Raw genomic sequence first — 26,907 nt, 5'->3', positions numbered from 1 at the left:
GACTCGGATTTGGAGTAAGGGCTAGGGATCCCGTTCTTCAATCCATTTTTGCGCCTGGTAGAGGGCGATGTTGATTTGATCCCCAAACAGCAGCGCCAAGGAAGTGAGCCAAACCCAGAGCAGCAGAACAATAACCGCCCCCACCGCCCCGTAGACTTGGTTGAACTGCCCAAAGTGCTCCACGTAAATCCGCAACCCCCACGACACCCCAACCCACAGTAGGCTGGCCACGATGGCCCCCGGCCAAATCGGGATTTGGGGTCGGCGCAAGCTGGGGCCAAATCGATACAGCACCCAGCAGGAGAAGACGACCAACCCCAAGGAAATTGGCCAAGTGAGGATCCCCCACAAGTTCAACCCCAGCTCTCGCAGGGGATCCAACTGAGTCGGCCCGCCAACTTCCTGCGCTAAGAATCCCGCTTTCCTGTACAAGAAGCGCAAAAAGCTGGCACTGAACAAAAAGATCAAGCTGGCCAGTCCGGTCAACCCCAAGGTGGCGAGCATCCAAACCAGCGAGATCAGCTTGCGTCTCCAGAAGGGACGGCGCCTATCTTGAGGGATCTCATGGCTGAGATCCAAAGCTGTCATCACCGCCCCCATGGCTCCAGAAGCAGCCCACAGGGTGCCCAAGAAGCCGAGCGACAACAACCCCCGATTCTGCCCGAAGCGGAGCTCGCGCACATACCGATCCAAAAGCGTCAGGGCCTCTTGGGGAGCAATTTGGCTCAACTGCTCCATCAAGCGCTCGAAGGCTTGCTCAGAGGAGCCGACAAACAGCCCAACCCCGGTCAGGAGCGTGAGGATGAAGGGGAACAGCGCCAACATCGAGCTATAGGCCATTTCAGAGGCCAGGCCAAACAGCCGGTAGCGCATCGCGTTTTCCCAGGCCAACCGCAGGGTTAGCCAGACCAACTCTCGCCGGGAAGTCCGTCCTGACGACGCGAACGGGATCCCCAGCGCCCGCAGCTGCTCAACCAGTTGCTCCAACAGCCTCATGGTTCAGCACTTCAGCCCACTGCGGTAGGTACTGGGAAAAATCCTGTTTTTTGACAAACCGAAAAGGCCCGGATAGGGATCCCCAGATCACTTGATCGGTCTCCGGATCCCGACCTTGATCCAAGCTGTGAAAGTAGTCGGCTCCGATCTCAAACTCGCTGTACAAATAGGTGGTTCTGCCTTTGCGTTCAACAATACAGCCTTTGCCGGGCAGGCTGCGGCCCCGATAGCAGGATCCCGTCCATTCCACCTGGGTGACACAGCCGGGCAAGAGTTCCAACTCCGCTGCTGTCAGACCGGCCAATTTCCCCTTCGCGTAAGCGTTGCTTAGCAACAACTCCCGACCGGCGCACCTGTAGGAGTCAGGAGCTGTCAGAGCATAGTTTTGAATCCGGATCCCATCTGGAGTATCGAAGAGGTGGATCACCCGCTGTCGGTAAGGCTGCTCAGGATAAATGTCGTACAGTTGCTCCACGTAAAACCCCACCCCCTGCAACACCGACCAAGGCAAGGGGCATTGGTACACATGAATGTTGGCAAACCAGACGGGCTCTGCAATCGCCTGTTGTAGGTTGTTGAAGTGCCCTGCCATCCAGGTGGCCAGTTGAGCCAGTTGTGGGGAAACAGACATAGGTTCAGATGGATTCAATGGATTGAAATCGAGAAGATTCAGATCGAGCGCTCCTGATCCTGCAGACTTTGTCCAACTGTCAGGGACTCCGTCCCGATGGCGCACTCCATAACACACTCTACAAAACTACACCAGGGAATAGCTTGGTAGCCCTGTACTTGAGTGCGGGGTGGAAAAGCCCTTGGGCAACTTGATTTAAGGGAATTTAAGGGATTTAAGAGAGCATTGTTGCTTACCGTCACCCGCCCTGTCTCTGGCGGAGTTGTTGCCATGGGCAGGGGAACCGCAACCCTGTGGCGACGAGGCCGTTCGCGCCACTCGGACGGAGTTCTTGAAGGGGATTGGGTTGCAGGGACAGGCTAGAGTAGAGGAGCCGGACTCCTGTGCCTCTTGAGATCTCGTCTAAGATGGTATTGATGTCGGCCCTACCCATTCCGCTGCTGGGGCAATCCTTGTCTGCTCTGAAAGACTGGGCGGTTGCCCAAGGACAGCCGGCCTATCGCGGGCAACAACTGCATGCTTGGATCTACCAAAAAGGGATCCGCTCCCTGGAACAGGTGACGGTGTTTCCTAGGGCTTGGCGAGAGGCGGTGCAAAGCTACCCAGTGGGACGCTCGCGCATTGTGCAGCGGACAGAGGCCCGCGATGGTACTGTGAAGTTTCTGCTGGGGTTGGCGGATGGGCAGTTGATCGAAACGGTAGGGATCCCAACGGCCAAGCGTCTGACGGTCTGCGTCTCTTCTCAGGTGGGCTGCCCGATGGCCTGCGATTTCTGTGCCACCGGCAAGATGGGCTACCGGCGCAACCTAGAGCTGCACGAGATTCTGGATCAGGTGTTGACGGTGCAGGAAGATTTTGGCCGTCGCGTCAGCCATGTGGTCTTTATGGGCATGGGGGAACCCCTGCTCAACCGCGATACGGTAGTACAAGCCATCCGCAGCCTGAATCAAGATATCGGCATCGGCCAACGGCATATCACCCTCTCGACGGTGGGGGTACCCCGGCAAATTGCCTGGCTGGCGCAGCAGGATCTGCAAGTTACCCTGGCCGTCAGCTTGCATGCCCCCAATCAAGACCTGCGGCAACGGTTGATCCCTTCGGCATCCCACTACCCTCTGGACACTCTGATCCAGGATTGCCGCGACTACATGCTGCGCACCGGGCGGCGAGTCAGTTTTGAATATACCCTGCTATCGGGGGTCAACGACCTGCCCATTCATGCCCGCCAACTGGCGCAATTGCTGCAGCAGGCCAGCCGGTCAGGGGTACAACTGCACGTGAACCTGATCCCTTACAACCCCATCTCTGAAGCTGACTATCAACGCCCCCACCCGACACGGGTCAGAGAGTTCGTCCGCCAGCTCGAACAGCACCAAGTGCGGGCCACTGTGCGCCAAACCCGTGGCTTGGATGGCAATGCCGCATGTGGTCAACTGCGGGGATCCTTCCTGCGTTCTTTGCCAGGGGATCTGTAATCGCCGCGCAACGCTTGCGCGAGTACATCAGCTCAGTCCGCAGGCGCGTCGTAACCAGGCGGCATCCTGTTCTGGCAAGGTGGCGTAGTGCATGACGTAAACCTGCCGGTGATACTCGTCCAGCCAGGCTCGCTGCGCCTCGTTCAACAGTTCCCAATCGATTAAGCGCCCATCAAAAGGGATCCAAGTTAGGGAGCGAAAGCCCATCCAGCCCTCCGGCTCGGGAATCGCAATCACCTCGTAGAGGTTCTCCAGGCGGATCCCACCCCATCCCGGCTGGTAGTAGCCCGGCTCGATGCTGTTGATCATGCCCACTTTGAGAGGGGTGCTGGCGCGGCGGTGGATCCCGTTGGGCCCCTCGTGGACGTTCAAAAAGGCGCCGACACCGTGGCCGGTGCCATGGCCATAGTCCAGCCCGGCCTGCCAAAGGGTGGAGCGGGCGATCCCATCCAACGAGACTCCATAGGTGTCGGGGGGGAAGATCTGGCGGGCGCATTGAATGTGGGCCTTGAGCACCTCGGTATAGCGCCGCTTGCACAAGGGATCCGCGGGTTGCGGGCCAATCCAAACGGTGCGGGTATCGTCGGTGGTGCCCCCCAAGTAGTGGGATCCGGAGTCCAACAAAAACAGTTCGCCCGGCTGCAGCAGCTTTTGGGGATCCGGAGTGCTGTAGTGGATGATGGAGCTGTTGGCGCCGGCGCCGGCAATGGTGTTAAAGCTCAGGCCCACCCACTCCCCTTCCTCCCGGTAGTGGGCCTCCATGATGGCGGCCACGTCGGCTTCGCTGATGGGGATCCCCTGTTGGATTTGCCGGTCGATCCAGGCCAGGGTACGGATCTTGGCCCGGCTGGCTTTGCGGTTGGCGCGGCGCATTTGCTCCAGCTCGGTGGGGTTTTTCACGGCCTTGAGGGCTTCTACTGGGTGCTCCAGCTCGCGGCAGCTCGCATCCTGCAGCAGCTCCTGGGTGCCCTGGGTGGTCTGCTTGGGATCCAAGCCCACCGGCGCGTAGCTCTTGGCCCATTGGGGCAGTTGTTGGCTGTAGGTCTCGTAGGGCCAGAGTTCCACCCCGGCTTCTGCCAGAAATTGCCGAGATGGGGGACTGAGCCGCTCCAGATCTGTGAATAGAGCCGCTCTATCTAGGCTGACCAAAGCATAGGCCCAAAACACTGGGTTGTAGGGGATGTCGGATCCCCGCAGGTTAAACAGCCAGGCCACCTGATCCAATTTGGTCAGGGGCAACAGTCCCACCCGCTTGCGGCGCATCTCCTGCCGGACTTGGGCCAGCTTTTCTGCAGGGGTGGCCCCGCTTAGGTGGGTGGGTACCGAGTCAATGGGCCGGTCAAAGGGAGCGACAGGAGCGGATCCCTGAGCCAGCTTATCCACCAAGTTTTCCATGACCGGGATCAAAAGCACCCCTCCCGCTTGGGCATGGGCCTGCAACTGGCGATAGGTGGCCACCGCCACCGTAAAGGGATCCACCCCCAGGCGAAAGCCGGATCCCAGCTCCTCCACAATCTCCATCAGGCTGGGCTGATTCGGCAGACCTCCTTTGATCACTGTCAATAGATTGGGATCCACCTCCCGCTCCGCCTGTTCGTGATAGCGGGGATCTACCCACAGCCAAGCCCTGTCCCGGGTGATCAAGGCATCCCCCACCGAGCCGGTAAAGCCTGTGATCCACTGACGCCGCTTGCGATGTTCCGGCAAATACTCATTGAGATGCTCATCAGCAGAGGGAACCCAAAAGCCATCCAGATCTTGTTCTCGCAGAAGCTGGCGCAACTGCTGCAAACGGGCAGCAACATCCAGGCGGGGCAGGGTTTGGAGCATGGCAGAGGGGTAAAGCTAAACGGCCAGGCTATCGCCATTCTAAACAAGGTTGGGCCGCCCCCACTTCCCGCCTTCAGTGGTCGGCCATTTCAGATAGCAGCCAGATAGCAGCCAATACCTCCCTCTTCCTATGGGTGAGGGAAGAAATCCGCCAGCTCTAGCGCTCCTCAGGAAAACCCGCTTCCCGCCAAGCCCGCATGCCCCCATCCATCGAGATCACCCGACGATAGCCCATTTTCTGTAGATTATCGGCTGCCAACGCCGAACGAAACCCGCCGCCGCAGTACAGGACGATCTCCGCTTCTTTGTCGGGGATCACCCTCTCGATGTCCCGCTCAATGATCCCTTTGCTCAAGTGGATGGCTCCGGCAGCGTGGCCGGCTTGCCACTCCGACTCTTCCCGCACATCCACAAAATAGAAGGGATCCCCTTGCAGTTGTTTTTGCCTGACCTGCTCGACTGTCAGTTCTTGGATGCGGCTTTTGGCCTCGTTGACCAGGGCCAAGAAAGCTGGAGAGTGCTGGGGAGCCATGGAGAACAGGCGCTATGAGCCAAAGCTTATTCCAATCGATCTTATCTGGTCTGGACTTTGGGATCCCAACTGCCCTAAGGCTAGACTGGGATCCAGATTTGCCGGCTGGAGGCCCATGGCTTGAAATCCCGATCTAACTTTCCGCAACTGCTTTGGCCCCTTGCTCTGGCCGTGAGCTGGAGCATCCCCCTTGGATTGACAGCCGGTCACGTCAGCCGGACGGAGTCCTCGGCTTGGGCCCAAGCTGCCCCGATGCCCCTAGAAAGTGGGATCCAGCGGCAAGTTTCCAGCCCACCGCCAGCCGCCCTGGTGGAGTGGCTAAGCCAGCAGGTGGCCGCCGCCAACCGGCGGGATTTGCCAGGGGTGATGGCCGGCTACAGCCCCGACTTCCGCCACCGAGATGGGCTGGACCGGGAAGAGGTGGAAGGTGCCATCCGCAAGCTGTGGAGCTCTCATCCTGAACTCACCTATTCGGCCCAGATCCTCTCCTGGCGGCAGGTGGGCCCTGAGATTGTTGCCGATATTCTCAGCCAAGTAGAGGGATCCCAATCCTCGGTGCGGGGGGACTTTCAGGTAGAAGCCTCTGCCCTGGTGCGCAATCGCTATCGCCCGGATCCAGCCAATCCCGGACAACTGCTGTTGATTGACCAAGAAGTGCTGCGGGAGGCCAGCACCCTCACCTCTGGATCTGCCCCTCCCACCGTCACCTTGAACCTGCCGGAGGTGGTCAAACCGGGATCCACCTATTCGCTGCAGGCGATTGTGGCAGAGCCTCTCACCCACTCTTTGCTGTTGGGCGCCGTTGCCGAACAACCCGTTGCCGGGGCGGGCTACCCAGAGGTGACTTCGTTTGCTCTCGAACCCCTACAGGCCGGAGGGATCTTCCTACAGGCAGATGCTCCGCAAGAACCCCGTTCTGAGTGGATTTCTGTGATGTTGGTTAACCAAACCGGCATCACGCTGGAGAGTCGGCGTCTTATCGTCAGCGATCGCTTGGCTCTGGAGGGATCCCTGGCCATCCCCACCGTCCCTTAGGAAATCTTCAGGATGATGAGGAATGGCTCTGGGGTAATCTGGACAGGCAGTTGAGCTTGTTAAGATGGGAAACTATGCGCCCCTCAGCTTGTTTGCTTTCTGGTGCTGGCCCTATTTTTGAGCGGTTGCGATAGCGGCGACTCCCTTGGTGCTCCGGTGGTGGATCGCCCCACTCCTGCCAGCAATTGACCGAACAATCCCGAGGGGTCTCGAAAGGTTGGGTCGAGGTGTCTTGAAAGGACCCAACCTCAAGAAACACTGGCATCTTCAGCTAGAAATCGCAGGAGCCCCGCACTGTACCCGTAGGGTCAGTGCCGGGAGGAATGCGCTTTGATGAAGTACAATGAACTTATGAGCCAAGTCCTGACCATATCCTGTAAGCTCAAGGTGTCCCCGTCGCAAGCCGCCAAATTGGACGCGACGATGGATGCCTTTGTACAGGCATTGAACTGGGTCAACCAAAACACACCAGAAAAAGTAGTCAACGCAGTCAAACTCCAATCCCTTTGCTACTACGAGATTCGAGCCCGGTTTGGCTTGTCCAGTAACTTGGCTCAACAGGTGTGCAGACGGGTAGCGGGTTCCCGCAAAGTGGCTAAGCAGAAAAAGCGTCCCGTCAAGGAGTTTAAGAGCGGCTTTGTTACCTACGACGCTCGCATCTTTTCGTTCCGTCAAAAAGACTGGACGGTGTCGCTGACCACGGTGGAAGGGAGAGAACGCTTTGAACTGGTCATTGGCAACTACCAGCGTGGGATGCTGGCTGGTTCCAACCCAAAAGCTGCCACCCTGGTCAAGCGCAAAGATGGCTCCTACTACATCCAGATTTGCGTAGAGAAAAAGCCACCCAAGCAACAAGATACCGACAAGGTGATCGGGGTGGATTTGGGCAGGACGGATATTGCTCATACATCGGAAGGAGATCACTGGAATGGACAGCAGTTGAGCAGAGTCCGAGAGCGCTACTCCCGGTTGAGGGCGGTACTCCAACGCAAAGCCAGTAAGGGCACACGCAGTTCGCGGCGCAGATGCAGAGAACTGTTGCAACGGCTGTCTGGCAAGGAGAGGCGCTTTCAGGCGTGGGTCAATCATCGCATCTCCAAAGCTATTGTCTCTAGGGCAAAGACCACAAACAGCGCTATTGCCCTGGAAGACCTGACAGGGATCCGGGAAAGGGTCAATCAACAGCCACGCAACAAAGCCGAGCGGCGCAGGGCCAACAGTTGGGCGTTCTACCAGCTTAGGATGTTTGTGGCCTACAAGGCTGCCATCGCCGGAGTGTCTGTAGTACTGGTCCCGCCTGCTTACACGTCGCAGACCTGTCACAAGTGTTTACACATCCATCCCGATCCTGCGCAATCCTACCGCAGTGGAAAGAAGTTTAAGTGTGGGCACTGTGGATGGGAAGGGGATGCGGATTTGAATGGTGCGAATGTGATTGCGCTCTTGGGGGCTGCCGTAAACCAGCCTAGAGGTTCGGGCCTGTTTTGTTCTCTGGTAGAGCAGAGCAGGCTCAGGGCTACTGAAAGCCCGCTCCGTACCGCTTAGCGGTCGGAGCCGGGTAGTTTACACGCCCGTCCATTCCAAGCCCCGCTACAGCTATCTGCAAAACTATCCGCTCTCTCCCACCCCCAAGGCAACAACAGGCGGTCAGGGAAAGAGCGGTCTAGCGGGCCTTCAACTGGAACCTGACTGCCGGGAGGAACTCCAAGCGAGCCAGAACGCGAAGACTCTTCAGCAGACTGAAGGATCTAAGTTCAGACCGTTAGAGAACAGCCCCGGCGCACAGCCGGCTGAACCCAACTTGACGACCCTTACAACTACTACTATCTGGCATCCGCAGGAACCTCCCTTACTCAACGACACCCTGAGACTAGCACAAATCTTTACCGAGGTGGCTGGCCGGATCCCCTATCTCCCAAGCGATGAAGAGGCAAGGTGAGGGATGGACTGCTGAGGATAAGGCAACAGCGTAGGATAGAAGGACGCCCTCTAGTTGGCTCGAGTTGCCGTGGACTACAAAAGTACCCTCAACCTGCCCCAAACTCAGTTTCCCATGCGGGCAGAGGCCGCCAAGAGAGAACCCGCCATTCAAGCCTTTTGGCAGGAAGAGCAAATCTACCAGCGCCTTGCCGACCACAATCCTGGGGATCCCTTTGTCCTGCACGATGGACCGCCCTACGCCAATGGCGATATCCACATGGGCACCACCCTCAACAAGATCCTCAAGGATATCGTCAACAAGTACCACATCCTGCAGGGGCGCAAGGTGCGCTACGTGCCCGGCTGGGATTGCCACGGCCTGCCCATCGAACTGAAAGTGTTGCAAAGCCTCACTCCGCAGGAGCGGGAAAACCTCACCCCTCTGCAGCTGCGACAAAAAGCCAAGGAGTACGCCCTGCACTACGTTGATGTGCAGCGGGCCAGTTTTCAGCGCCTGGGGGTATGGGGATCCTGGGATCGGCCCTACCTGACGCTGTCGCCGGAGTACGAAGCCGCACAGATTGAGGTGTTTGGACAAATGGCCCTCAAGGGCTACATCTACCGCGGCCTCAAACCCGTCCACTGGAGCCCCAGCTCCCAGACGGCTCTGGCGGAAGCGGAGCTGGAGTACCCCGACAACCACATCTCCCCCAGCATCTACGTGGCCTTTCCGCTACAGAGCCTGAGTCCGGCGGCGCAGCCGGTTTTGGAGCCTTTCATGCCGGGCCTGCGGGCAGCCATCTGGACCACCACCCCTTGGACGATCCCGGCCAACCTGGCTCTCTGCTTTAACCCCAAGCTCACCTATGCAGTGGTGGAGTCTCCCCGCTTCGGCCTGCTGTTGATCGCCGCCGATCTGCGGGAGCGGCTGGAGAAGGTTCTGGAGACGCCTCTGGAGATCAAGGCCACCCTGCCGGGATCCGCCCTGGAATACAGTCAAGGACGGCACCCCCTCTTTGACCGCGCCAGCCTCTGCGTGCTGGGGGACTATGTCACCACCGAGTCCGGCACCGGCATTGTGCACACAGCTCCGGGGCATGGGGAAGATGACTTCAAAACCGGCCAAAAGTATGGTCTGCCCATTCTCAGCCCTGTGGACGATCAGGGGAGATTTACCGCCGAGGCCGGATCCCAGTTCGTCGGGTTGGATGTGCTCTCCAAGAAGCCGGAGACCAGCGGCAATGCTGCTGTCATCCAGGCTCTGCAGGCTGCGGGGGCTTTGCTCAAGGAAGAGCCCTACAACCACAAATATCCCTACGACTGGCGCACGAAAGAGCCAACGATTTTCCGGGCCACCGAGCAGTGGTTTGCGTCTGTAGCTGGCTTCCGGGAGCTGGCCCTGCAGGCCATTAAAACCGTGAAATGGATCCCGGCCATCGGGGAGAACCGCATCACTGCTATGGTGTCGGAGCGCTCGGATTGGTGTATTTCCCGCCAGCGGGCTTGGGGCGTGCCCATCCCCGTCTTTTACGACGAAGAAACCGGCGAGCCCTTGCTCACCGCCGAGACCCTCGACCACATCAAGGCCATCTTCGCCCAAGAGGGATCCGACGCCTGGTGGAAGCGCCCGGTGGAGGAGTTGCTGCCGGAGAAGTACCGCCACAATGGCCGCACCTACCGCAAAGGGATGGACACTATGGATGTCTGGTTTGACTCCGGCTCTTCCTGGGCGGCAGTGGCCAAGGCGCAGGGGTTGGGCTACCCGGTGGATCTGTATTTGGAAGGCTCCGACCAACACCGAGGCTGGTTCCAATCCAGTTTGCTCACCTCCGTGGCCGTCAACGGCCATGCCCCCTACAAGGCGGTGCTCACCCATGGGTTTGTGCTGGACGAGAAGGGCCAGAAAATGAGCAAGTCCCTGGGCAATGTCATCGATCCGCTGGTGTTAATCAACGGCGGCAAAGATCCCCAGACGGATCCCGCCTACGGGGCGGATGTGCTGCGCCTGTGGGTCTCCAGTGTGGACTACTCCGGGGATGTGCCGCTGGGTAAGACCATTCTTGGGCAAATGGCGGATGTATATCGCAAAATCCGCAACACAGCTCGCTTTTTGCTGAGCAACCTCTACGACTTCAATCCAACTCAGGATGCCGTTCCTTTTGCAGCCTTGACGGAGCTAGACCGCTACATTTTGCACCGCCTGCACGAGGTGGGATCCGAGATCGGCGAATCTTTTGCCAGCTATCAGTTCTACCGATTTTTCCAGGCGATTCAGAACTTTTGTGTGGTGGATCTCTCCAACTTTTACCTGGATATTGCCAAGGATCGCCTCTACATCAGCCATGCCCAAAGTCTGCGGCGGCGACAATGTCAAACGGTGCTCTCCCTGTTGCTGGAGAACTTGGCCAAGGCCATCGCCCCCGTTCTCTCCCACCTGGCCGAAGAGATTTGGAGCCATCTGCCCTATCCCAAGCCCACCCGTTCGGTGTTTGAGGGGGGGTGGATGAAGCTGCCGGAGCACTGGCGGGATCCCCAGTTGGCGGCCATTTGGGAGCAGCTGCGAGAGGTGCGCCAAGAGGTGAACAAGGCTCTGGAGCAAGCCCGTACCGGTCGCGTTAGCGGGACGGAGTCCTTTAAGCCCATCGGCGCTTCCACCGAGGCCAAGGTAATCCTGAAGGTAGCGGATCCCAGCCTATACGCTCTTTTGCAGGAGCGGGCTGCCGAGTTGCGCTACTTGTTCATCACCTCACAGGTGGAACTGGAGAAAACCTCAGGTCAAGGCTTGGAGGTCTCTGTTTTTCCGGCTGACGGCCAAAAGTGCGTGCGCTGCTGGAACTATTCCACCCGTGTGGGGGAATTTGCCGAACATCCAGAGCTGTGTGAGCGTTGTGTAGCCGCTCTGGCCGGGGAGTTTTGAATTCGGGACCCCGTCCCGCTGGCGGGAAGGGATCCCCCTCTTTGAATTGGCTCTTTCTCCGGACAGGTCTTGTCGGCCTTCTTCGGGATCAAGGGGCAGAGCTGCGGGATGGGATCCCCTCGACATGGGTGTGCAGCACTTTGCCGCACAGGGTTTTCTCCAGCCAGGGAGTCGCTGGCGATCGGGAGTGGAGGGTGGCCGCAGAAACCGTCCAGGGGTGGGTGGGATCAAACAGCACCCAGTCGCTGTGGGGGGTGAGGGTGGGCGGATCTAGGTTTAGGCAGCGGGCCGGGTACAGGCTGAGGGCAGACCACAGTTGCAGCGCCGTCAGGGATCCCGTTTCTACCAAATGGTGCCACAGCAGCGGCAGAGCCAGCTCCAGGCCCATCGCCCCCGGCGGAGCATCGGCAAAGGGCAGGGTTTTCTCTTCGTAGGTGTAGGGGTGGTGATCCGTAGCGATCCCCAAGTTGCCGGAACGGATCCCGGCGATCAGAGCCTCCCGGTCGCCGGCGCTGGGAAGAGGGGGCAGGAGACGAAGGTGGGGATCGTAGCGATGCTCAAGGACGGCCTCTTCGGACAAGATCAGGTGCATCCAAGTGGTGCTGGCGGTAACCGGCAGTCCTTCGGCTTGGGCCTGTTGGATCAGCTCCAGGCTGCGGGCTTGGCTCAGGCGCATGATGTGCACGGGCGGGGGGGAAGGAACGCTCCTGATCACCTCCAAGAGGCGGGCCAGAGCGGCAGTTTCAGCACTGGCAGGGATCCCTTTCAGCCCCAGGCGCAGCGCCCAGATCCCTTCGTAAAGGCTGCCTTGCCCGGCCAAGGTGGGATCCCAGGCCCAGAGCAGCAGGGGTTTATTCTCCAGCCGCAAATACTCCAGAGCCCGCCGCGCCAAAGCCAAGGAGCGCAGTGGCTGAACCTCTGCAAAGCCAACTGCTCCCGCTTGCGCCAGTTCTCCCCAGGGGGTTGGAGTTTCTCCTTGGCCACCCACGCTCAGGGCAGCCCAGGGCAGCCAGCGGGGATCCCCCAATTGGCGGGGGTAGCGGTTCAAGTGCTCCGGGCGATCCAGCACCGGAAAAAAGCCGCTTCCGGGAAGGGGGGTGGGCAGAAGCCCCACCTGGGTAAAGCCTCCCGCCAAAGCCGCTGCAGCCAAAGAGGTCAGGGTTTCCCGACTGTGGGCCAGATCGCTGCCAACCATCTCGCCGCTGTGGGCATACAGATCCAGCAAACCCGGCCCCACTACCCAGCCTGAGCCATCGATGGTGGGGATGTCGGCAGGGATCCCTGCCGGCTCGGTGGCCCGCAGACGACCCTCCTGCAACCACACATCGGTTACTTCATCCCGCTGACGCCAAGGATCCAACAGGCGCACTCCCTGGAGATGCACATTTTGTCCTGTTAGTCGTCCTGTTAGCTCGCGGAGAGGGGATGAGCCCATCTTTACAAAGCTCCAGCGGTGGTGCAGTCCAAGATCTGGCCCGACAGATGGGTGGTGAGGTTCAACACCTTCAAAACCGGGGCACCCTCCTTGCCTTCTGGATAGTCGATCACCGTAATGGCACCATTCCCCTGCTTGAAGATCCAAAAAGCCTGTGGGGAAAGGTTGAATAACTGACAGAGGATTGCTTTGTTGATGGCATCGTGGGCAACAACAACCGCCGTGCCCTGAGGAAACTGGGCTGCAGTGATGGCCAAAAGCTCCTGCCAGGCCAAGCGAGTGCGCTCCCACACCTGGTGAAGGTTTTCCCCATTGGGCATTTGCACACTGGCGGGATCCCGTTGCCAGCGCTCCAGCTCGCCGGGGTATTCGGCTTCGACTTCGCTTTGCAGCTTGCCCTCCCAGTCGCCGTGGCAGATCTCTTGCAAGTCGGGCATTGGGCGCAAAATGAGGTTGCTGTGGTTGCTGCAGATGGCATCGGCTGTGGCCCAAGGGCGCTTCAGGGGGCTGGAGAAGGCCAGTTGCAGAGGTTGAGTGGCCAAAAATTCTGCCACCTTGGCTGCCTGTTCCTCCCCGGTGGCATTGAGGGGGATATCCCGCTGCCCTTGAAAACGGCGCTCTCGGTTCCATTGGGTTTCCCCATGCCGCACCAGCAAGATGCGCATCCCCTGCTTGCGCTTGGGCAGGGCTTGGCCGAGGTGAGCGGTGATGTTCAGAGATTCCAGTTGTGGCGGCCCCTGCAGGCCCTCGGGAAAATTGAGAACGCTGATGGCGCAGTTATCCTGCCCAAGGCGGTGATAGTGGTGTGGCCCCAGGCCGATGGCGGTGCTGACCAGGGCGCGATTGATGCCGCTGTGGCCCACGATGAGGATATTGAGGGGCTGCCTTGGGGAGGGATCCGCTCCATGGTTCCAGGGGCCCGAAGCCGATTGCAGATGGAAAGCCAGCATTTCCCAAAACCCCTGCGCCTGCTGCCAGAGATCCCGCACCGGAAAGCGGCCCTCCAGCTCCAGGTTGTCGGGATGGTGCCGCCACAGATGGTAATCCTCGGGGTATTTCTCCTTCACCTCAGCAAAGGTCAGCCCTTCCCAGGCCGTCAGGTCGATCTCCCGCAGTTGATCGGTAACGTGCAGAGGGATCCCTTCTCGGTCTTTCAAAATGACGCGAGCGGTATCGAGGGCGCGAGACAGGGGGCTGCAATAGGCGCAATCCAACGGGATCCCGGCCAGGGCCTCGGCTACACGCTGCGCCTGCACTTCTCCAGTGGGGGTGAGCCGGGAGAGATCGGAGCGGCCTTGAATGCGATTTTCCAGGTTGAAGGTGCTCTCACCATGGCGCACGATCAAGATGCGCAGGGCAGGCTGGTCGCGGTAGCGGGACGGAGTCCTTGCCATCGCTTGCATGGACTTACTCATCGCAGTAGCGGGACGGAGTCCTTAGAACACCTTCTAGAGTACCGCCACTGGGCGGCGCTCGCCTTCGTCAATTCACCGGTTGGGCTGCCGACTGAGGCGTATTTGGGCTGGTCGCCGCTTGTGATGGGGGCATCTTTGGAGAATGGCCGCGCTGCGTTTCCGCTGGCAGAGGTTTTGGTTGAATGGACGTTGGCGAAGGGGGCCGGCTTGGTGCTCCTTGCCCTTGTTGTGGTGCTGTTGGCGCAGTTTTTCCCTCCACTGCTCCCTCAGGAGAGCCCCCTGCCACCGATAGAATCCGAGAAGACAAAGTGTAGGATCCCTGAAGGCGGATCCCTCTTGCCTGGACAAGCGCTGCCATGGTTTCTCCACAATTGGCTTGGGATCCCAGATCCCTGACCGAAAGCCCCAACCCGGCTACAGCCGAGATCGACCGTCTCAGCACCTGGGAACTGGTGAAACGGATCAACGCCGAGGATCGGCAGGTGCCGGAAGCGGTGGCTGCTCAGGCGGAGCCGATTGCCCAAGCCATCGATGCCATTGCCCAGCGGATGCGTCACGGCGGGCGGCTGATCTATATCGGGGCAGGAACCTCAGGTCGGCTGGGGGTACTGGATGCGGCTGAGTGCCCACCCACTTTTGGCACTTCCCCCGCACAGGTGGTGGCTTTGATCGCCGGGGGGGAAAAAGCCCTGACCCAGGCGGTAGAGGGTGCAGAGGACGACGCAGAAGCGGCTGCCCGCGCGCTGGAGGGTCTTCACCTCCAAGCTCAAGATAGTGTTGTGGGAATTGCCGCCAGCGGTCGTACCCCCTATGTGCTGGGTGGGATCCAAGCCGCCAGAAGTATTGGGGCGCTCACGATTGGCCTGGCCTGCAATCACCCTTCTCCTCTAACCGAGCAGGTGGATATTGCTATTGCCCCTTTGGTGGGGCCGGAGGTAATCCTCGGATCCACCCGCATGAAAGCCGGCACAGCCCAAAAGTTGGTGTTGAACACGATCTCCACCGGGGTGATGATCCGCTTGGGCAAGACTTATGGCAACCTAATGGTGGATCTCCAGGCCAGCAATGCCAAGCTCAAGCAGCGGGCGGAGCGAATGGTGGCCCTAGCCTGCGATCTGGATCCCGCCGCGGCTGCCCAATTGCTGCAGGCTTGTGATGGAGAGGTGAAAACCGCGATCCTTGTGGCCTTGATGGGGTGCTCTGCTCAGGAAGCTCGTCAGCACTTGCAACAGGCCCAGGGCAACATTCGCCAGGTGCTTGATTCCGTTCTGGCGCAGCGGCGGTGACAATAGTTGAATGGCTTGTCCATGAGCGTTTGCGGCTACCTCTACACGCCTTCCCATGCCCCTTTGCCGGAACAGGAGTTGGCCTGGCTCAAGTTGCGAGGGGCCGATCCCATCCTGCACGATTGGGGATCCCGAACTCATTTGGAGGAGCTGTTCCGACGCATCACAGCCGGCTGGGTGCAGGAAGTGCTGCTCTTGCGCCTGGCGGATCTGGGGGATCGGGCGGATGAAATCCACGAGCGGCTGCTGCAAATCCAACACTCCGGGATCCGCCTCAGCTTGGTCACCGAATCCGGCCTGCAAACCCCCACCAAGGCTGCCGATTGGATCCCCCTGCTGGCCGAGATCCCCCATCAGTTGCAAAGCCGCCGCCTCTGCTGCAGCCAAGCCCAAAACCGCCTGGCGGGCAAACCCCCCCCTGGCCCTGCCCCCTTTGGCTACCGCCGCGAAGGGGAACGCTACGTGCTGGATCGCCGGCAGGCCAGCATCGTTCAGGATTTTTTCCAGCACTTTCTCCTCTACGGATCCCTGCGGCAGGCGGTGCGCTTCTTGGAGGAAAAACACCACAAGCGGATTTCTGTGGCCACCGGACGCAACTGGCTGCTCAACCCGGTGTACCGCGGGGATCTGGCCTATGCCGACGGCACCACCCTGCGGGACACTCACCCGGCCCTTCTCAGCCGCACGGAAGCCGCCCAGATCGATCGCTGGCTCAAACGCAACCAAGGGATCCCTCGCCGCAGCGCCAGTGCTCCCCGCGCTTTGGCCGGCCTGGTTCATTGCTGCGCTTGTGGCAGCCTTCTGCGCATTGTGCAAACCACCCCTCGCAAGGCGAAAAAGAACGGATCCCTCTACCTCTATCTGCGCTGCCAAACCTGTCGCTACAGCCTCCCCTACACCGAAGTCCTGCAGGAGGTGATCCGGCAGGTGTGCGAACAACTGCCCCAACGCGCCCAGACGCTGGATCGACAAGCCCTCACTCAAGCCCGCCAAGAGCTCCAAGCCCAAATCCAGGCCAACGCCGAGCGGCTGCGGCAATTGGAAGAGCTGCAGCAATCTGGACTGATGGACGAGGCCTCCCTGGCCCAGCGTCGCTACCAGTTGCGAGCAGAGACGGCCCGCTTGGCCCAAAAGCTGGAGCAACTCCCCCCCGCCAACCTCACCCAGACCATCCAAACCCTCTCCATCCCCCCCTTCTGGCAAGACCTCAGCGAGACCGAACGGCGTGCCTACCTGCGGGAATTCCTGCGCCGTATCGAGGTGGATTCTGCAGGAGCGGTGCGAGTTACGTTTGCCTTTGATCCCTGAGAGCGAAGGGTTCCCCCCACCTTCCCCCCAGAATTGAGACCATTCTTGATTCTTTCTCAGCCCAGACCTGCCTCAGCGCCAAGCCAAGAGGACGGGATCAGCGCCATGGCATAGCTAAATCCTTCCCGATTTGGGTGAATTGTCATCTAGAATTGTTTTCTTTTGATCACTGATGAAAGTATATCTAAAACTAAAATCGGGAAAAACATCAAAAATCGACTTGAGAAGCCCTGGGAACTTTCTTAGGAGCATTTGCAAGATCTGGGAACTTCTAGCTTTTTGAGGGATCCACCTTTATCCTTCGCAACAGTTCTCAGGGGGCGGATCGGCTGCCGATAATGTCCCTTGTCTGCCCCATGGAGGAACGCGCTGTGAAGTTGGCAGTTTACGGAAAAGGTGGGATCGGCAAATCCACCACCAGTTGCAACATCTCGGTGGCCTTGGCCAGGCGGGGCAAAAAGGTCTTGCAGATTGGCTGTGATCCCAAGCACGACAGCACCTTCACCCTGACCGGCTTTCTCATCCCCACCATCATCGACACTCTGGAAGCCAAGGGCTATCACCACGAAGACATCTACCCAGAAGATGTGATCTACCGCGGCTACGGCGGCGTGGACTGTGTGGAAGCGGGTGGGCCCCCGGCAGGGGCCGGCTGTGGCGGCTATGTGGTGGGGGAAACCGTCAAACTCCTGAAGGAGCTGAACGCCTTCGATGAGTACGATGTCATCCTCTTCGATGTGCTGGGGGATGTGGTGTGCGGCGGTTTTGCGGCTCCCCTCAACTACGCCGACTACTGCCTGATCGTAACCGACAACGGCTTTGATGCCCTGTTTGCCGCCAATCGGATTGCTGCCTCGGTGCGAGAAAAGGCCAAAACCCGCAAGCTGCGGTTGGCCGGGCTGATCGGCAATCGCACCAGTAAGCGGGATCTGATTGACAAATACGTCTCGGCAGTTCCCATGCCCGTTATCGAGGTGCTTCCCCTCATCGAAGATATTCGCGTCTCGCGGGTCAAGGGCAAAACCCTCTTCGAGATGGCGGAAACCGATCCCAGCCTGGAGCCCGTCTGCCAGTACTACCTGAACATCGCCGATGAGCTGCTGGCCCGCCCGGAAGGGATCGTGCCCCAACCTGCCGAGGATCGGGAGCTGTTTGCTTTGCTCTCCGACTTTTACAACACCCCGGCCCGTCAACTGGCCCTGGTGTGACGGATCCCCTGCCAGCGGGGGCAGTGTGTCCAAAAATGAAGCCACTGTTTCGGAAGACTGTCGCAAACCTTATCAATTTGTTGTCCGATCCGCTTTCCCCCCCAAGATGGATCCTGTAGGGATCCCGCTTTGGGAAGGAAATGGCACAGGAGTTGGATATGCAAGGACAAGAGCAACCCACCGTCGTGATTACCGGAGCTTCCTCGGGTGTTGGCCTATACTCAGCTTTGGCCTTGGCCAAGCGCGGCTGGCACGTGGTGATGGCCTGTCGGGATCTGGACAAAGCCTACCGGGTGGCCCAACAAGTGGGGATCCCCCAGGGCAGCTATACCCTGATGCAGATCGATCTGGCCAGCTTGGCCAGCGTGCGGCGGTTTGTCGAGCAGTTCCGCAACTGGGGCCGTTCCTTGGACGCCTTGGTCTGCAATGCCGCCATCTACATGCCCCTGCTCAAGCAGCCCCTGCGCAGCCCGGAAGGATATGAGCTGACCATGGCCACCAACCATCTGGGGCATTTCTTGCTCTGCCATTTGATGTTGGAGGATCTGAAACGCTCCACCTATCCGGATCGGCGGCTGGTGATCTTGGGCACGGTTACCCACAATCCCAAAGAGCTGGGGGGTAAGATCCCACCCCAACCCCACCTGGGGGATCTGCGGGGATTTGCCCAGGGCTTTAAGGATCCCATCAGCATGGCCGATGGCGGCAAATTTGAACCGGTGAAAGCCTACAAAGACAGCAAAGTCTGCAATATCCTCACCATGCGCGAGCTGCACCGCCTCTTCCACGAAAGCACTGGCATCACCTTCCTCTCCCTCTATCCGGGGTGTGTAGCCACCACGGCTCTGTTCCGCCATCACTATCCCCTGTTTCAGAAACTTTTCCCCTGGTTCCAAAAAAACATCACGGGCGGATTTGTTTCTCAGGAATTGGCCGGAGAGCGGGTGGCCCAAGTGGTGGCCGATCCCGAGTTTCGTCGGTCGGGATTCTACTGGAGCTGGGGTAACCGGCAACGCAAGAATGCCAAGCCCTTTAACCAAGAAGTCTCTGACGAGGCGGCGGACGATGCCAAGGCCAAATTGCTTTGGGATCTCAGCGAAAAATTGGTGGGTGTGCCCCAGTTGGCGGCCCTTTAGCCCGAAATGTTCCCCTCTTTATATGTTGTTAGGAGACGAGCATGAATGCTGCTTTGGATAGTGCCAACGCCCTTAACTTCCAGTGCGAAACCGGTAATTACCATACCTTTTGCCCGATTAGCTGTGTAGCCTGGCTTTATCAAAAAATTGAAGACAGCTTCTTTTTGGTCATCGGCACCAAGACCTGTGGCTACTTTCTGCAAAATGCCATGGGGGTGATGATCTTTGCCGAGCCCCGCTATGCCATGGCCGAGCTGGAAGAGGGGGATATTAGCGCCAAGCTCAACGACTATGAGGAGCTGAAGCGGCTGTGCCTGCAAATTCAGCGGGATCGCAATCCCAGCGTGATTGTCTGGATCGGGACCTGCACCACCGAGATCATCAAAATGGACCTGGAGGGCCTAGCCCAGAAGCTGGAGGGGGAGATTGGGATCCCGATTGTGGTGGCCCGGGCCAATGGCCTCGACTACGCTTTTACCCAAGGGGAAGACACGGTTTTGGCCTCGATGGCTCAACGCTGCCCAGAGCAGGTGCGGGCAGAGGAGCAGGAAACCCGCGGGGGTCTCCAGGCCCTTTTCTACGGGCTCCGCTCCGGAAAAAAGAAAGAGGAGGAAGGCTTCCACAAGCATCCTCCCTTGGTGATCTTCGGCTCGGTGCCCGATCCGGTGGTTACCCAACTCACCCTGGAGCTGAAGAAACACGGGATCCGCGTCTCCGGCTGGTTGCCGGCCAAACGCTATGGAGAGCTGCCGGCCATCGAGCCGGGCACCTACGTGGTGGGGGTGAATCCTTTCCTCAGCCGCACAGCCACCACGCTGGTACGCCGTAAAAAGGCTAAGCTCATCACCGCTCCTTTTCCCATCGGGCCGGATGGCACCCGCGCCTGGATAGAAGCCATTGCCCGCGAATTGGGGATCCCAACTCAAGGCTTGGCAGAGCGGGAAGCGGAAGTGTGGAACCATCCCCAGGTTCGGGATTATCGGGAGCTGCTGCGGGGCAAGAGCGTTTTCTTCATGGGCGATAACCTGCTGGAGATCTCGCTGGCCCGTTTCCTGGTGCGCTGTGGCATGACGGTGCAGGAAATTGGGATCCCTTACATGGACAAACGCTACCAAGCGGCTGAGCTGGCCCTCTTGGAGCGCACCTGCGAAGAGATGGGAGTGCCCAAGCCCACCATCGTAGAAAAGCCGGATAACTACAACCAAATCCAGCGCATCAAGGCCCTGCAGCCGGATCTGGTGATCACAGGTATGGCCCACGCCAACCCCCTAGAGGCACGGGGGATAACCACCAAGTGGTCGGTGGAGTTCACCTTCGCCCAGATCCACGGCTTCGGCAACACCCAGGCTCTGCTGGAGCTGGTGACCCGACCGCTGCGGCGCAATGCTGCCCTCAAAGGCTTGGGTTGGGAGCGGCTGGTGCGAGAAGAAGCCCCTATCTAACCTTCCGGCTCCTCATTGTCAAACAGTAGACCGTCTAGGTGATCTGGCAGTTGCTGCCGGTCGATCCAGACCATGCCCGCCAGAATAGCTTCGGCCTCGTTTTGAAAGTAGCCGTAGGCTTTGGCGCCAATCTCCGGCTCGCAAGAGCCATCTTGCTGGAGCAGTCGGCAGCGAAAGATAAACCCCTTCTCTGTAGCTTGGGTAGTGATGCTCCAGTTGCGGTGGATGTGCTCGGCCATGGCAGGGATCCCGCCTCGAAAGAGGGTGAATTGCAGACTCAGAGGGTGCTCAACACCTCTCGCGCGGCGGCTAGAGTTTTCTCCACATCGGCCTCTGTGTGGGCCAGGGAGGTGAAGCCGGCCTCAAATTGCGAGGGCGCCAGATAGACTCCCCGCTCCAACATGCCGCGATGGAAGCGGGCAAATTTCTGCAGATCGGAAGTCTTGGCCTCTTCGTAGTTGCGCACTGGGCCGGCAGTAAAAAAGAAGCCAAACATGCCGGGCAGATAGCCCCCGCACATCTCATGCCCCGTTTCCCGCGCGATCTGCAATAGCCCCGTCGCCAACTTCTCGGTAATCCGCTCCAGGTACTCGTAGGTGCCCGGACGACGCAAAATATCCAGTGTCTGGATCCCTGCTGTCATGGCCAGGGGGTTGCCGGAAAGAGTCCCTGCCTGATACATCGGCCCCGCTGGAGCCACCATTTCCATAATTTCTCGCCGACCGCCGTAGGCCCCCACCGGCAGGCCGCCGCCGATGACCTTGCCCAGGGTCGTTAAATCGGGGATGACCCCAAACTTGGCCTGTACACCGCCATAGCTGATGCGAAAGCCGGTCATCACCTCGTCAAATACCAGCAGGGCCCCGTACTTTTGGGTGAGATCTCGCAAGCCTTCCAAGAAGCCCGGCTGGGGGGGAATAAAGCCGGCATTGCCCACCACCGGCTCTAGGATGACTCCGGCAATGGAGTCGGGGTGCTGTTCAAACAGGGCCTTGACTGCCTCCAGGTCGTTGTAGGGAGCCGTCAGCGTAGCGCTGGTAGCTGCCTTGGGCACCCCCGGCGAGTCTGGCAAGCCCAGCGTGGCCACCCCCGAACCGGCCTTCACCAAAAACATGTCCGCATGGCCGTGGTAGCAGCCCTCAAACTTGATCACCTTTTCCCGACCGGTATAGGCCCGCATCAAGCGCAGCACCGCCATGCAAGCTTCGGTGCCGGAATTGACAAAGCGCACCATCTCCACACTGGGCACCGCCTCAATGACCCGCTCCGCCAGCTCATTTTCCAGAACGCAAGGGGCGCCGAAGCTGGTGCCTTTCTCCAAAGCTCGGCGCAGAGCCTCAATGACCTCGGGGTGAGCGTGGCCAACAATCGCCGGCCCCCAACTGCCGATGTAGTCGATGTATTGGTTGCCGTCCACATCCCAGGCGTAGGCCCCTGAGACACGGTCGAACACGACGGGATCCCCGCCCACCGACTTGAAGGCCCGTACCGGAGAACTAACCCCCCCCGGCATGAGGCTTTGTGCCCGGGCAAAAACCTGCTTGGAGCGGGTGGTGTTAAACGAGGTGGAGTGGAGAGTGCTGGTCATAGAGCATAAGGAGCTTTCAACGCATTACCAAGGCTAGCAAGCAAGGGAGCTTTCTGGTGAGCCCTTTTACCGACCATGAAACTACAAACCCATCCCTGCCAGTGTGTCGATCACCTGCTCCAGGATCAGGGTAAGGTTGGGATGGGAGGTCTCGAACAGGCCCAGCGCCTCTCCAATGCGATCTCTATGCCCTTGGCTCTGTTTGCTCTCGGTTCGGGATCCCAGCTCGGCCAGCACCGCTTCCACTTCCTGGCGAATGGTGGCAATGTGCTGCCGCTGCTTTTCGTCCAGGCCAGGGGTTTTTTGCAGCTCAACATCCAGATCGCGCAGCAGTTGTCGCAGTTTCGATTCGGCCATTCTGTAAAGAGACCTTAACGACTTGAGAACCGATTGAGTTTTGACCACCCTGCCTCAATCATACGGTCTGATGGGTTGAAGCAGGGATCTCTTTGTCCAAGGTCTGAGGGCGGGTGAGGCGACGAAGGTGAACTTTGACCGCCGGGGATCCCAGCATTGGAGCAACTCCCATAGGATGGGCAGTAGCCTTGCTGTCTACCCCCATGTCTGAGCTGGCATTGACCCTAGTATGGGTAGCGGTTGCTGTTGCCCTTTTCATGGGAATTTTTGTCTGGGAACAAAGACGCAGCCAAGAATTGCTGCAGCGGTGGGCGGCAAAGCAGGGCTACTCCCTGTTGAGCCAGGAGGCACGGTACTGGCGGCTGGGGCCTTTTTCCGGGAGCACTTCCAAGTATCAACGGGTATTCCGTGTGCGGATACGGGATCCGTGGGGGCAAGAACGCACCGGCTGGGTGAGGTTAGGGAACTGGTGGCTGGGGCTTTTGTCGGATCAGGCTGAGGAGCGGTGGGAGTAGGCTGGGGTTGAACCATGGAAAGGGAAAGCAATGAACGGGATCAGGGGTTGGAAAGGGCTGAAGGGGGTAGCGTGGCTGGGCCTGGTACTGGCGGTGGCCCTGTTGGGTTGGAACGCAATCGCTGGAGGCGGAGCGATGGCCAGTCCCGCTGAGGGATCCCGAATGTTGACGGTTACAGGACAGGGATCGGTCTCCGTAGAGAACTCCATTGCCCTCATTCGCTTGGGGGTGGTGATCCAGGGGGAGACGGCGCAATCGGTACAACAACAGGTGGCAGAACGCTCAGAGCGGCTGGTCAATCGCCTCAAGGAGCTGCAAGTAGGCGCTCTGCAAACCACCGGCATTTCCCTCTACCCGCAATACGACTACCGGGATGGCCAGCCTCGCCTAACGGGTGTGCAGGGGCAAAACAGTCTGCAATTCGAGGTGCCCGTGGCCAGAGCCGGGCAAGTGCTGGACGAAGCTGTGGCCGCCGGAGCCACCCAGGTGGAATCGGTCAGTTTCCGGGCCGATGAAGCCACCCTGTTGGAAGCGCGCAGCCGCGCCCTAACCCAAGCCGTGAAAGATGCCCAACGTCAAGCCCAGGATGTGCTGGGGGCCTTGAACCTGAGCATCCGTTCCGTCGAGCGCATCCAGATTCAGAGCGATGGCTACATGATCCCGCCGCCGATCCCCTTTGCCCGCGCCGACTATGCCCGTCTAGAAACAGCATCCACACCGGTGGAGGGGGGACAGCAAACCGTGCGCGCCCAAGTCACCCTCGAGATCCGTTACTGAGCCTCTGCTCTGTTGCCTCGAATAATTCACAAATGTTCACCACATAGATTTCAGCTCTCCCGCCAAAGGGCTTCTGGTCAGAGCAAGCCTTGGGCAGCAACAGACAGCGGCTCTGGACGAGCGAAGTCTCAGTGATTCAAGAGTGATTCAATCCATCTAACCAACTCGGCAAAGTGGAAGCGGCTGCTGTTCGCTACCGCATCAGAATAACGATGGAGATACCACATTCATTAGAATAGCGATGGAAAGTTGCGGGTAGTTTGCTTTCCCGCGCCACCCTGCCTCGGTTTATCTATGGATCCCAGACCGGAGAGCGCTAGTGCAGCTCCTGCGCCTGAGAAGGCGAAACTCGTCTCTGGCAGAAGTCAAGACGGCAGTCTGCAAGCCCGTGTACTGATTGTGGATGATAGCTACATGGTGGCAGAGATGCTGTCCAACTTTTTGGGCAAGCAGGGCTGCAGTATTTCTTATGCTTTGGATGGCCTCTCCGCGCTGGAGCAAATTCGCCGCCAACCCCCAGACCTCATCATTGCCGACTGGGTCATGCCCTCTCTGAACGGCCTAGACCTGTGCCGCCAACTGCGGCAATTGCCGGAATATGCCTGGGTGTACTACATCATCATGACTGCCCGCGAGGGCAACGATAGCATGGAGCGGGCTTTGGAGGCAGGTGCCGATGAGTTTCTTTCCAAACCCTTTCAGGCTGCAGAGCTGCTGACGCGGGTGCGGGCAGGGCTGCGCATTGTAGAAAGTCGCCGCCAGCAATATCTGCTCAAAACTGGGCAAAAATCTCCTCCCTCTCCCCCCAAGTCGATTGGTTTGGAGGTGGGTAACCGTCAGGATTTGGTGGCTCGTTTGCCGCTGCGGGTGGCCCAGGCCCGTGCCCAATCGGAACCCCTCAGCTTGTTTGTGCTGCGCTTGGCCAACCTCGGTTCTCTGGCACAAGGGCTGGATGCTGACGGTCGGGCTGATCTGCTCAAACTGTTTAGGGAGCGTTTGGCCAATAACCTGCGCGATGGAGACGACCTGTTTTGCTACGACGAGGGGCAGTTTATCATTCTGCTCTCCGGGAGCACCTTGGCTGCTGCGCAAATTGCTGCCGAACGCTGCTGCCAGCGAATGATTCAGGATCCCTTTGTGGTGAATGGACGGGCGCTGCCGGTACAGCTCCAGTTTGGAGCGGCCAGCCTCATGGACAGCGATGACCCCAAGGGGGTGGCTCTGTTGCGTCGGGCTGCCCAGGCTATGCGAGATAGCAGGAATGTGCACAGCTCGGTGGTGACTGCTCCCCATCCCATCCCAGTTTCCGACCGCGTCAGCGGAACGGAGTCCTCAGAGCTGCTGAAACGCCTGCAGCGTCTGGAAAAAGAAAACGCCGAACTGCGCCGAGAGCTGGAGACTCGCCTCAAGCAGATTGAGGATCTCCGCCAACACCATCAAGAGCTCAGCCAAAAAATGCAGGCTTCTGCACCGGAACTGTCCACAGCGGGATCCCTGGCCCATAGACCCTTCCGCTTGCGGCGGCGAAAACTCCGGCAGCTTTGTCTGAAGCGTCAACTGAGCCGTAGAAGACCGCGCCTGGCCTTGGGGCGGCTGAGCAGGTAGCGATGGGCTGAGCGAACGGGAGAGACGGAAGGGAGGTGCAAAAGGCTATGATGGGCATTCTTCAGGGTCAAGTGGCCGGATCTGGGATCTGGAGACCAGCAGGAAGATGGTTCCTGAACAACATTGAGCTAGTCTTGACGGCGGTAGGAATAGGGGTGATTCTGCTAAGTGGTTTTGTGGCCAGCCGCAGCGCTTTTTCGCTAGAAACGGCAACGGCGGTCAGCGCCACTTTGGTGGGGGTTATCCACGGGATCCTCTTTTGGCTGTTGCGACGGCGGCAGAGACAGGTGAGGCGGGAGGCAATCGGGCAAATTCGGGAAATGCTGGAAGATTTGGGCAAAAACCGCCTGCAAACCATCAAGATGAGCTTATACATGGTGCAGATCCATCAACCGGAGCAGGAAGAGCGAACCCGAAAAAGCTTTGACCGCGTTTACCAGATCCTGGCGGAGATGAGCACCTTGATCGACCACATTTCGGAAGAATCGTTGGCCGACTGGCGCCATCGCTACCGGCAGACTCTGCAGCGGGTTGAGTCGGAGTCTCAGTAGTTTTTAAATCGTCTTTAAATCTTGAGTGGCTTAAGGGATCCCTTGAGGAGTTGGCTGAGCCGGTGGACGGTCGGATTTCGGGAAGCACCCAATTGCTCGGTCTAATCGGGGATCCGGTGGCCCACAGCTTATCCCCAGCCATGCACAATGCTGCTTTGGCAGCTATGGGGGAAAACTATTGCTATGTGCCGTTTCCGGTGGCTCCAAAACACTTGGCGGCGGCGGTGGCAGGGCTGGCGGCCATTGGGGTGCGGGGGTTTAATGTGACGATTCCTCACAAACAGGCCATTCTCCCTTTGCTCGATCAGATTGAATCGCGGGCAGCAGCGGTGGGGGCGGTGAATACGGTTTACCCCTTGCCAGAGGGCGGGTGGGCGGGCACCAATACCGATATCGATGGCTTTGTGCAGCCTTTGCTGGGTCTGGAAAAAGGGATCCCTACTCTCATTCTGGGATCCGGGGGGGCAGCGCGGGCGGCCATCCAAGGCTGTTTGGAGTTGGGGCTGGGGCCGGTGCGGGTGGCGGGGCGATCCCCCAACTCATTGCTGGCCTTGCAACAGACCTGGCCTCAGGTGGAGACGGTGAACTGGGCGGAGTTGAATTGCTACCTGTCTCAGACGCGGCTTTTGGTCAACACCACCCCCGTGGGCATGCACAAGCCGGGATCCCCCGCCGGTCAAGGGCTTTCCCCCCTGAGCCGAGAGCAACTGGGCCTGCTGTCTCCGGGTGCCATCGTGTACGACCTGATCTATGTGCCGGATCCCACTCCTCTGCTGCGGATGGCCGCCGAGTTGGGACATACCCCCATCAGTGGACTAGAGATGCTGGTTCACCAGGGGGCCAAGGCTCTATCGCTTTGGCTGGGAGGCAAGCCTGTACCGGTGGAGGTGATGCGGCAGGCAGCTCAACACCAGTTGGCCCAGGTTTAGGGTCACTCCAGGCCAGTTG

Annotated in this window: 23 protein-coding genes; 14 read left to right on the top strand and 9 right to left on the bottom strand. The window is 59.2% G+C overall.

Annotated elements, in window-relative coordinates; all coding sequences use genetic code 11:
* Nucleotides 1-21 precede the first annotated feature (21 nt).
* Both CYB_RS04910 and CYB_RS04905 read right to left on the bottom strand, forming a co-directional pair.
* Nucleotides 22-996 (bottom strand): YihY/virulence factor BrkB family protein, encoded by a 975-nt coding sequence (locus CYB_RS04910; protein ID WP_011432662.1) that lies wholly within the window; start codon nt 994-996, stop codon nt 22-24.
* Nucleotides 971-1,627: a chromophore lyase CpcT/CpeT gene (locus tag CYB_RS04905; RefSeq protein WP_011432661.1), complete on the bottom strand. Its 657-nt coding sequence runs from the start codon at nt 1,625-1,627 to the stop codon at nt 971-973. The genes CYB_RS04910 and CYB_RS04905 overlap by 26 nt, the downstream gene beginning before the upstream one ends.
* A gap of 416 nt (nt 1,628-2,043) precedes the next feature.
* Here CYB_RS04905 and rlmN point away from each other — a divergent pair, with 416 nt between their 5' ends.
* The gene (rlmN, locus tag CYB_RS04900) at nt 2,044-3,102 is read left to right on the top strand and encodes a 23S rRNA (adenine(2503)-C(2))-methyltransferase RlmN (protein ID WP_011432660.1); all 1,059 of its coding nucleotides are present in this window, start codon (nt 2,044-2,046) and stop codon (nt 3,100-3,102) included.
* Nucleotides 3,103-3,129: 27 nt separating this feature from the next.
* Here the strand turns inward: rlmN and CYB_RS04895 are convergent, their stop codons facing one another.
* Together CYB_RS04895 and CYB_RS04890 are read right to left on the bottom strand one after the other, a co-directional pair.
* Nucleotides 3,130-4,932, bottom strand: coding sequence for an aminopeptidase P family protein (locus tag CYB_RS04895; RefSeq protein WP_011432659.1), 1,803 nt, complete (start codon nt 4,930-4,932; stop codon nt 3,130-3,132).
* A gap of 157 nt (nt 4,933-5,089) precedes the next feature.
* Nucleotides 5,090-5,464: a rhodanese-like domain-containing protein gene (locus CYB_RS04890; RefSeq protein ID WP_011432658.1), complete on the bottom strand. Its 375-nt coding sequence runs from the start codon at nt 5,462-5,464 to the stop codon at nt 5,090-5,092.
* A 120-nt stretch (nt 5,465-5,584) separates the two neighbouring features.
* Between CYB_RS04890 and CYB_RS04885 the strand changes: the two genes are divergently transcribed.
* The 3 genes from CYB_RS04885 to ileS all read left to right on the top strand — a co-directional run bounded on the left by CYB_RS04885 (nt 5,585) and on the right by ileS (nt 11,336).
* The gene (locus CYB_RS04885; RefSeq protein WP_011432657.1) at nt 5,585-6,499 is read left to right on the top strand and encodes a hypothetical protein; all 915 of its coding nucleotides are present in this window, start codon (nt 5,585-5,587) and stop codon (nt 6,497-6,499) included.
* A 351-nt stretch (nt 6,500-6,850) separates the two neighbouring features.
* Nucleotides 6,851-8,044, top strand: coding sequence for an RNA-guided endonuclease InsQ/TnpB family protein (locus CYB_RS04880; protein WP_011432656.1), 1,194 nt, complete (start codon nt 6,851-6,853; stop codon nt 8,042-8,044).
* 448 nt (nt 8,045-8,492) lie between these two features.
* Entirely contained in the window at nt 8,493-11,336 is a 2,844-nt protein-coding gene (gene ileS / locus CYB_RS04875) for an isoleucine--tRNA ligase (protein ID WP_202943712.1), read from the top strand.
* 88 nt (nt 11,337-11,424) lie between these two features.
* Here ileS and CYB_RS04870 read toward each other — a convergent pair whose 3' ends face one another.
* Nucleotides 11,425-12,771, bottom strand: a complete 1,347-nt coding sequence (locus tag CYB_RS04870) for a dihydroorotase (protein ID WP_011432654.1) — start codon at nt 12,769-12,771, stop codon at nt 11,425-11,427.
* A gap of 2 nt (nt 12,772-12,773) precedes the next feature.
* Nucleotides 12,774-14,186 carry a histidine phosphatase family protein gene (locus tag CYB_RS04865; RefSeq protein WP_238376912.1) on the bottom strand — a complete coding sequence of 471 codons (1,413 nt, stop codon included), beginning with the start codon at nt 14,184-14,186 and terminating at the stop codon, nt 12,774-12,776.
* A 356-nt stretch (nt 14,187-14,542) separates the two neighbouring features.
* Here CYB_RS04865 and murQ point away from each other — a divergent pair, with 356 nt between their 5' ends.
* The 5 genes from murQ to CYB_RS04840 all read left to right on the top strand — a co-directional run bounded on the left by murQ (nt 14,543) and on the right by CYB_RS04840 (nt 20,566).
* A complete protein-coding gene (gene murQ, locus CYB_RS04860) occupies nt 14,543-15,472 on the top strand; it encodes an N-acetylmuramic acid 6-phosphate etherase (protein WP_041436350.1) in 930 nt (309 codons plus the stop codon).
* Nucleotides 15,473-15,493: 21 nt separating this feature from the next.
* Nucleotides 15,494-16,780 carry a recombinase family protein gene (locus CYB_RS04855; protein WP_011432650.1) on the top strand — a complete coding sequence of 429 codons (1,287 nt, stop codon included), beginning with the start codon at nt 15,494-15,496 and terminating at the stop codon, nt 16,778-16,780.
* Between the two features lie 371 nt (nt 16,781-17,151).
* Nucleotides 17,152-17,988, top strand: a complete 837-nt coding sequence (bchL, locus tag CYB_RS04850) for a ferredoxin:protochlorophyllide reductase (ATP-dependent) iron-sulfur ATP-binding protein (protein WP_041437180.1) — start codon at nt 17,152-17,154, stop codon at nt 17,986-17,988.
* Between the two features lie 158 nt (nt 17,989-18,146).
* Nucleotides 18,147-19,124, top strand: coding sequence for a protochlorophyllide reductase (locus CYB_RS04845; RefSeq protein WP_011432648.1), 978 nt, complete (start codon nt 18,147-18,149; stop codon nt 19,122-19,124).
* 41 nt (nt 19,125-19,165) lie between these two features.
* On the top strand, nt 19,166-20,566 hold the full coding sequence (locus CYB_RS04840) for a ferredoxin:protochlorophyllide reductase (ATP-dependent) subunit N (RefSeq protein WP_011432647.1): 1,401 nt from the start codon (nt 19,166-19,168) through the stop codon (nt 20,564-20,566).
* Here the strand turns inward: CYB_RS04840 and CYB_RS04835 are convergent.
* From CYB_RS04835 to CYB_RS04825, 3 genes are all read right to left on the bottom strand, one after another.
* A complete protein-coding gene (locus CYB_RS04835) occupies nt 20,563-20,805 on the bottom strand; it encodes a hypothetical protein (protein ID WP_011432646.1) in 243 nt (80 codons plus the stop codon). The two genes, CYB_RS04840 and CYB_RS04835, sit on opposite strands and share 4 nt — an antisense overlap.
* A gap of 38 nt (nt 20,806-20,843) precedes the next feature.
* The gene (hemL, locus tag CYB_RS04830; protein ID WP_011432645.1) at nt 20,844-22,154 is read right to left on the bottom strand and encodes a glutamate-1-semialdehyde 2,1-aminomutase; all 1,311 of its coding nucleotides are present in this window, start codon (nt 22,152-22,154) and stop codon (nt 20,844-20,846) included.
* A gap of 81 nt (nt 22,155-22,235) precedes the next feature.
* Entirely contained in the window at nt 22,236-22,511 is a 276-nt protein-coding gene (locus CYB_RS04825) for a DUF4404 family protein (RefSeq protein ID WP_011432644.1), read from the bottom strand.
* 203 nt (nt 22,512-22,714) lie between these two features.
* Here CYB_RS04825 and CYB_RS04820 point away from each other — a divergent pair, with 203 nt between their 5' ends.
* From CYB_RS04820 to CYB_RS04800, 5 genes are all read left to right on the top strand, one after another.
* Nucleotides 22,715-23,026, top strand: coding sequence for a hypothetical protein (locus CYB_RS04820; RefSeq protein ID WP_041436348.1), 312 nt, complete (start codon nt 22,715-22,717; stop codon nt 23,024-23,026).
* Between the two features lie 30 nt (nt 23,027-23,056).
* Nucleotides 23,057-23,803 carry an SIMPL domain-containing protein gene (locus CYB_RS04815; protein WP_011432642.1) on the top strand — a complete coding sequence of 249 codons (747 nt, stop codon included), beginning with the start codon at nt 23,057-23,059 and terminating at the stop codon, nt 23,801-23,803.
* Between the two features lie 294 nt (nt 23,804-24,097).
* Nucleotides 24,098-25,408 carry a response regulator gene (locus CYB_RS04810; RefSeq protein WP_148202701.1) on the top strand — a complete coding sequence of 437 codons (1,311 nt, stop codon included), beginning with the start codon at nt 24,098-24,100 and terminating at the stop codon, nt 25,406-25,408.
* Nucleotides 25,409-25,563: 155 nt separating this feature from the next.
* Nucleotides 25,564-25,959 (top strand): hypothetical protein, encoded by a 396-nt coding sequence (locus CYB_RS04805; protein WP_238376908.1) that lies wholly within the window; start codon nt 25,564-25,566, stop codon nt 25,957-25,959.
* A 62-nt stretch (nt 25,960-26,021) separates the two neighbouring features.
* Nucleotides 26,022-26,888, top strand: coding sequence for a shikimate dehydrogenase (locus CYB_RS04800; RefSeq protein ID WP_011432639.1), 867 nt, complete (start codon nt 26,022-26,024; stop codon nt 26,886-26,888).
* Nucleotides 26,889-26,907: the final 19 nt, after the last annotated feature.

This window comes from Synechococcus sp. JA-2-3B'a(2-13), from assembly GCF_000013225.1.
GTDB lineage: Bacteria > Cyanobacteriota > Cyanobacteriia > Thermostichales > Thermostichaceae > Thermostichus.
Note: the sequence above shows the minus strand (reverse complement) of the source record. Positions and strands in the feature narration are given on the sequence as shown.